The 4577-nt window shown below is 43.5% G+C and carries 5 protein-coding genes; 3 read left to right on the top strand and 2 right to left on the bottom strand.

Going from position 1 to position 4577, the window contains the following annotated elements:
• Nucleotides 1-445 precede the first annotated feature (445 nt).
• Nucleotides 446-679, top strand: coding sequence for a hypothetical protein (locus QUA25_RS28580; protein ID WP_333043063.1), 234 nt, complete (start codon nucleotides 446-448; stop codon nucleotides 677-679).
• A gap of 123 nt (nucleotides 680-802) precedes the next feature.
• On the opposite strand, the gene QUA25_RS28585 is transcribed toward QUA25_RS28580, so the two are convergent.
• On the bottom strand, nucleotides 803-1738 hold the full coding sequence (locus QUA25_RS28585) for an exopolyphosphatase (RefSeq protein ID WP_333043064.1): 936 nt from the start codon (nucleotides 1736-1738) through the stop codon (nucleotides 803-805).
• Between the two features lie 66 nt (nucleotides 1739-1804).
• Between QUA25_RS28585 and bioF the strand changes: the two genes are divergently transcribed.
• Nucleotides 1805-2977: an 8-amino-7-oxononanoate synthase gene (gene bioF, locus QUA25_RS28590; protein ID WP_333043066.1), complete on the top strand. Its 1173-nt coding sequence runs from the start codon at nucleotides 1805-1807 to the stop codon at nucleotides 2975-2977.
• A gap of 288 nt (nucleotides 2978-3265) precedes the next feature.
• Nucleotides 3266-3415, top strand: coding sequence for an arginine synthesis PII-interacting regulator PirA (gene pirA, locus QUA25_RS28595; RefSeq protein WP_172185012.1), 150 nt, complete (start codon nucleotides 3266-3268; stop codon nucleotides 3413-3415).
• 424 nt (nucleotides 3416-3839) lie between these two features.
• On the opposite strand, the gene QUA25_RS28600 is transcribed toward pirA, so the two are convergent.
• The coding region (locus QUA25_RS28600) for a transposase (RefSeq protein ID WP_333043068.1) at nucleotides 3840-4577 on the bottom strand (738 nt) is incomplete at its 5' end.

A 4577-nucleotide genomic window follows, 5' to 3' on the forward strand; every position in this document is an offset into this window, starting at 1 on the left:
GCGCCCATATATTGAGTTACCTCAGTAGATGTGTTCTCTTTCTTTACTTATTTTAACATAGTTCGGTTTTTTGGCGCGGACCTACTTATAGGTTTGAGTTCGGTTCACAGGTATCAAGTCTATTTGCGGTTTTTTGTCAAGTACAATTTATACCGAATTAGATGAGCTTACCCTGGTAAAATTGGTATAACTGCTATCCCATTGCTTACGATCTAATTCCCGTAGGAAAGTGTTACGATACTCAGTATCTAGAAATCAGAAATGCTCCTCATTGGGCAGAACCAAATGTTCAGTCTGTTCGCGAACAGTTGCGAAAAATTGTTGAAGACCCGATGCGTTTTCACGTAGCTCAAAAAGCTAGAGAGACGGCGGATTTATTTAATTGGGAAGCTGCCGCTCAAAAATTGTTAAGATTAATGCGAAAGTTGTTTTAGGAGCCGAAATTATGGGACTCGAACGCAAAATGTTTAGGGGAATGTTTTCGCCCGGGGAAGTGGTACGATTGAAACAGCCTTGTTTTACTCCCGGGCGATTGTTTGAGCCAGGAAAATATAACGCTGATGAGTTGCCGGATATCGCTTTTGATATGGGTTTGGTAGACCATTTGCCACCAGTCAAAGGCAACAGTTCAGAAAATCTCAATGTTCAGAACCAGCCCGCTCAAAACCTTGAGGACTAAACTCTCGTTTGCAGTAAGGACTTCAGTCCTAAAAATTCCCCTTTGTAGTAAGGACTTTAGTGCTGAAAATTAAAATAAATAATCAAAGACTCAAGTCCTGACTGCAAAAAAGATAAAGCCAATTTAACCATTTTCTTCTATGTGGGCAATTAACTCTTTCAAAACTTGACTAGCTTTGTCGTTCTCAATCTGACAAGTTCCGGCATTCTGGTGCCCACCGCCGCCATATCTTAACATTAACTCCCCAATATTAGTTTGAGAAGTTTTGTTAAAGATTGACTTGCCAACTGCGAGAACAGTATTTTGTTTTTTCAGTCCCCAAAGTACGTGAATTGATATATTGCACTGAGGAAATAAAGCATAAATTACAAAACGATTCCCCGCATAAATCACCTCTTCGTTACGCAAATCCAAAACAACTAAATTATTATAAACTTTGGCGCATCGCTGTATTTGCTCTTTAAATTTTTCTTCTTGCTCGAAGTAGAGGTCTACTCTTTCTTTTACATCAGGAAGCTGCAATATTTCATCGATGGTATGATTTTTGCAGTAATCGATTAACTGCATCATTAACTGATAATTGGAAACGGTAAATTCTTTAAACCTTCCCAACCCCGTTCGGGCGTCCATTATGAAGTTTAACAGCACCCATTCTTGCGGGTGCAGAACCTCTTCTTTGGCAAATTGAGCGGAATCTGATTTGTCAACGGCAGCCATCATAGCCTCAGAAATATCAGGAAACTTTGCTTGGCCTCCATAATATTTGTACAGTACCCTAGCTGCTGAAGCTGCATAGGGATCGATGATGTGGTTAATTTTGATTTTCTCGTGTCTAAGAGTTTCGCTGAAATGGTGATCGAAAGCTAGATGAACTCCATCAACATAGGGTAAATTGGTGCTAATATCGTTATTTGTTATTTCGATTTTCCCATCCTGCATATCTTTAGGATGCACGAATTTAATCTCGTCGATCATATCGAGTTCTTTGAGCAAAACGGCACAGACAAGACCGTCAAAATCGCTGCGGGTGACTAATCTGTATTTTTTAGTGAGTGGCATATGCTTCTGTGATAGGGAGGAACTGATCACCAGCTAATATAACGTATTACCCGATCGCTTTCCAATATGAACGCAGACCCTTACGCTTGGATAGAGAAGGCCCTGGACACAGTTCGCCGTGCCGATTGGTATCGATCGCCAGAATCGATCGACAGTTCCCCTGGGCCGGTGGTAAAATTAGCAGGCCGTCGGCTGATTAACTTTGCCAGCAACGATTATCTGGGGCTTGCGGGCCATGACAGGTTAATTCAAGCTGCTATGGCTGCAACTAAGGAATTTGGTACGGGTGCGACGGGTTCAAGGTTGGTTAGCGGACACCGCGATTTACACCGACAGCTAGAACAAGCTATTGCTAATTTAAAACAAACTGAAGATGCTTTAGTATTCAGTTCGGGATATTTGGCGAATCTAGGGGCGATCGCATCCGTTGTCGGCAAGCGCGATTTGATATTATCTGACAAGTACAACCATTCGAGCCTGAAAAACGGAGCTATACTCAGTGGTGCAACTGCCCTAGAGTACAGTCACTGCAATCTTGAGGATTTAACGGCAAAGTTAGAGAAAAATCGCGCAAGATACCGCAAGTGTTTAATTATTACCGATAGCGTCTTTAGCATGGATGGGGACTTGTGTCCGCTACCGCAGTTGTTGGCTGTGGCCGAAACCTTTAACTGCATGGTATTAGTAGATGAAGCTCACGCTACAGGAGTTTTCGGTGCTAGCGGTGCAGGTTGTGCAGAACATTTCGGGTGTACGGGAACACCGCTGATTCAAGTGGGGACACTCAGCAAAGCTTTGGGAAGTTTAGGTGGTTACGTTGCGGGCTCTGCTGCTTTAATTGATTTTCTGCGTAATCGAGCTCCGAGTTGGATTTATACTACAGCATTGACGCCTGCTGACGCGGCGGCTGCTTTGGAAGCTGTGAGGATTGTACACCAAGAACCAGAACGCCGAGTTCGGTTGCGACAAAATATCGAAACTTTCAAATATTGCGCGATTACCAATCACCAATTACCAATTAGTAATTCCCTCTCCCCTATTTTCAGTCTTCCGTTAAAAAATGCAGCCTCCGCTTTAACAGTCGGCAGCAAACTCAAGGAGATGGGTATTTTTGCTCCGGCGATTCGGCCTCCGACTGTAAGCGTCAGTCGAATTCGGATTTCGCTGATGGCAACTCACGAGCTCGCACACCTTCAGCAGTTGGTAGAGGCGCTGGAGGAAGTTTTGAGTTTTGAGTAAATGTTGGGTACGTCATAAGTACCTTACCCTTTGAGTAAATGTTGTGAGATGGGGAGAATTTCTACTTCTGCCTTCTGCAGCTCTAGCTTTCTGCCTTCTGCAGCTCTAGCGTTCTGCCTTTTTTTTTATTGTCAAGATATCGCTATTGACTTATGGCCAATCTTATACAGGAGTTTGGTCGATCGGTCAACAACTGTAAATTTTTTGTAAATTTAGATACTTTTTGAAATTTAGCGCTATATTAGAGAAGTAGCAGGTACACCAAATTTAATATAAGGAACGTCCACCATGAACACAAATCGTCAAAACGTAAAAAAAGTAGCAGAAACCCACCGCGCTAACATTCACAAGCAACTGATGCACCGCATAGAAGTAGCGAGATCCAGTGGGAACCAAGATTTGGTTCGGGTGCTTGAAGAGGAAATGAGACAGCTTTAAAGAAGCTGCAACTAGAATTTGCCGTAGTTTGGTTTAGAGGGTTGTGCGAGAAATGCAGAATTCCGGCAACCGCTACCTGTGAACTTTTGACTCCTCTCTTAGTTGGTAGGAAAAACCCCGGTTTCTTCAAGAAACCGGGATTTTTTATTGAGAAGGAAGAAGAAAGAAGGAAGAGGGAACACTCCTGCACGCACAAACTCTATCTTTAGGGTGCGCCTCAGCCCACAGAGTCTGTACCAATAGCGGATTGAACCATTCATTTTTTGCGTAAGTTCTGAAGTCAGAACGAAGAAGCAACAGGGAAGAACAAGACTTACGCTGCATTCCTTCTATTTTGGAGTTTAGACTAAGCACAAATTGACCCAGCTAATGCTGAGGGGAAAAAATGGTTAATCAGATGGTTGATCGCAGAGAGATGGAGAGGTTAACTTGTGAATTTTGATGAATTTTGGAACAGACCTTTACCCTTTTTAACCACAGGATACCGACATCTTCGAGTCCGAGGTTTTCCGGTAGGCCATCCGGCCGACTTTCCTCGCGGTTTGGGGGCAAGAGCCGGAGTCCCAATCTTGATTAAAAGTGGAAGCATTGATTGTGCGACCCTTCCAGGCGTCAATTGAGAGAGCGGTTTTTGCCAAGGTAAGCAAGTTTCTCTAACCAAATCTTTCGCTAGCCATAATTGCCAGGTGAGCAATGGCATCAAATCGCTCCACCGTTGACACTGCTCAGGGGTACTTAACTGTGGAATTGTCCAATGCAAGGTTTGCTTAGCTAAGCGATACCAATGCTCAATCGCAAAACGACGTAGATATTGTTGCCAAATTTCATTCAGAGGTGGCATTTGGAAACCGACCCACACTAACCACAAAGGTTGAGTTTTTAATTGGTCAGTTTCAGCTTCTAAGCGTTCTACTAAAATCAGGCTCATCGGATGTTGGGCAGTGGCTCGAAAATGCAAGTTATCCCATTGTCTTAGCCTGATTCGACCCCTTTTGAGTTCCTGGGTTAAGAAAGTTTGTTCTGGTTTCCACCAACTTGTAGGGTCGTTAAGTTTAAATTTGTCCCCGTGAGTTTTTGGTCGTCCTTTACCAGTATAAGGTGGAGGTGCTGACCACAAGCAACGATTAGAACGAATCCGCATCAGTCGATCTGCCTCGATGGC

The organism is Microcoleus sp. Pol17C6 (genome assembly GCF_036701145.1).
Classification (GTDB): Bacteria; Cyanobacteriota; Cyanobacteriia; order Cyanobacteriales; family Microcoleaceae; genus Microcoleus.